The sequence below is a fragment of the Micrococcus sp. 116 genome (assembly GCF_902506395.1).
Taxonomy (GTDB): domain Bacteria; phylum Actinomycetota; class Actinomycetes; order Actinomycetales; family Micrococcaceae; genus Micrococcus; species Micrococcus luteus.
In genome coordinates, this window is record NZ_LR732381.1 from 1 (window position 1) to 2,042 (window position 2,042).

2 protein-coding genes are annotated in these 2,042 nt (G+C 59.7%); both read left to right on the forward strand.

Features of this window, described 5'->3' with window-relative positions:
* On the forward strand, window positions 1–240 hold a 240-nt coding region (locus CITRIK5_RS11945; protein WP_159833849.1), incomplete at its 5' end, for a hypothetical protein.
* Window positions 241–922: 682 nt separating this feature from the next.
* Window positions 923–1,315, forward strand: a complete 393-nt coding sequence (locus CITRIK5_RS11950) for a hypothetical protein (protein ID WP_127445927.1) — start codon at window positions 923–925, stop codon at window positions 1,313–1,315.
* Window positions 1,316–2,042: the final 727 nt, after the last annotated feature.

The following is a 2,042-nucleotide window of genomic DNA, read 5'->3' on the forward strand; positions in this document are numbered from 1 at the left end:
CCCACCCCCGGCGCCGCCCGCGGACGCCGCACCACCACCCCGGCCACCCCCACCGACGGCCCGGACATGACCCTGGCCTACGCCGCCCACGCCCAGGCAGCCGCCGAGCCCATCAAGGCCACCTCCATCCGCCTACCCGAACGCCTGCACAAGCACCTGCGCCGGCACAGCGTCGAGGTCGGGGTGCCCATGTCCCAACTGATCATCCAGGCCATCGAAGCCAAGTACCCCGAAGACTGACCGCAATACCGCAGTGCCGCGCGCATGAATGAGGTAGTGCGGTACTGCGTTAGAGACGCCTCTTCCCATGTCTGACTAAGAGCGATACGCACTGAGTAGCTGCCGGTTGACCATCCAGGAGCCGGGGGATACTGAAAGGCCTCCATCCCTCAATCGACCAAGTCAGGGGAGGTCTCTGGACGGGAGAACAGATAGTTCACTCAGCCGCGCGGCGCAAGAACGAACTCGCCACAACGGACCGAACGCAAGCAGACGGAGTGAGCATCGAGGGGATGTGCAGTGGACCACGGAGAAGACCGCTTCCCGCTGGGATACCCCACCACATACTTCATCCTCCAGGTCAGCTAAGCCCGACCCCGGCGGGGAACGTCCACCTCCCCTCCTGTTGCTGCCACCGCATGACAGGGGGCCTCGCCTGCAACTTGTGTGATGTACAGCACGCAGATAGGCTTCGATGCGTCAGATGACAAGCTGAATATTGGAGGGGATTATTTTCGATCGACGTCAAGCCATGCGTGGTCTTTCGGGAGCGTTGGTTTCTGGGGGTCTGATTGCAGTCGCTGCGCCGACTTTGGCGGGCGCCGGGCAGCCGATTGGACGGCCGCCTCATGCTGGGCGACGGCCGCCTCAGTCGGCGTGGCGCAAGCCGCAGTCCTCCTACACGGAAGATGAGCAGCTCGACATGATTCTGAGGGCGCTGGATTCGATGCCTGAAGAGCTTAAGCGAGCTGATCCTCACACATACCCGGGATACAGCGAGAAAATCGCGCCTTACCTTGAAGGCCTCACGACAATTCAGACTCCAGTGGATTCATCTGGCGACGCTGAGGCAAGTCCAGCGTTTAATGTTTTTGGATGCTCGCTGGCGCTTGGCAATTTCGTCGTTCAGTTCGGGTTCCCCGTATTCAAGATCATTGCTTGGATTAAGAAGGCGCGGAGCCTTTGGGGCGGAGTTAGCGGCATTTGGCGTGCAATTCGTTCCGGTCAGGCTGCCGCTGAGATCGGTGAGGATGCCGTGAATGTTCTCTCCGAACTCCTGGGGGTTCCCGGGCTTGTGGAGGCTTGCCTGAGCTGATGTCAGGGCTAATCCCAAACAGGGGGAGGGGTTCCTTTCCGAAGGAAGGGGGCCCCTCCCATGTCGTTCCTATTTCCTTGGCCGTAGGGGGACACTTGTCTACTGCGGCGCTACTGTCCCCGGTGGTCTGGTTGTTTTGGTGGCTGTTGAGCAAGCTCCTCTCCAGCCCTTTGAGCGGATCTCTTTCCCTTGCCCTCACTGCTGCTGCTGTAGTGGTTAGTTCTATTGTCGTGACTTTGTGTGAGCGGCCCTTTACTGTTTCTGCTGGTCACTCAGACCCAGGCGGGTGGGGCTATGCAATTTGGGGGTTCGTTATTCCCCCACTTGTGGGGGCAATGGTGGGGTGGTTCGTTTCTCCGGGTCACGCTGCGTGCGGAGCTATCGCGATGTTCACAGTCTTTGGGACTGAAGCATTGTTATTAAAGACGTGGCGGCCCGGTATGAGTGATGAGGAAATTCGGCAAGCTTGGAGCAAGACCAAGAAAATGACGGAGGAAATGGCCGCTGAAGATCGAATCGAGAGGGGATGGCTGACGCCGCCCAGGAAGTGGAATGATCAGTAGGTTCAGTGTGTCCCATGCCCATTTTGACAGCGATGTCAGTGAGCCGCCCCCTTCATTCGGTCCGGACGTTCTGTGAGTCGCCGGTTTCCATTTGATGGGTGCACTGCCGAGCGTACTCGGCTGGGGTTAGGTAGCCGAGCGAGGAGTGCCGGCGGTGGTGGTTG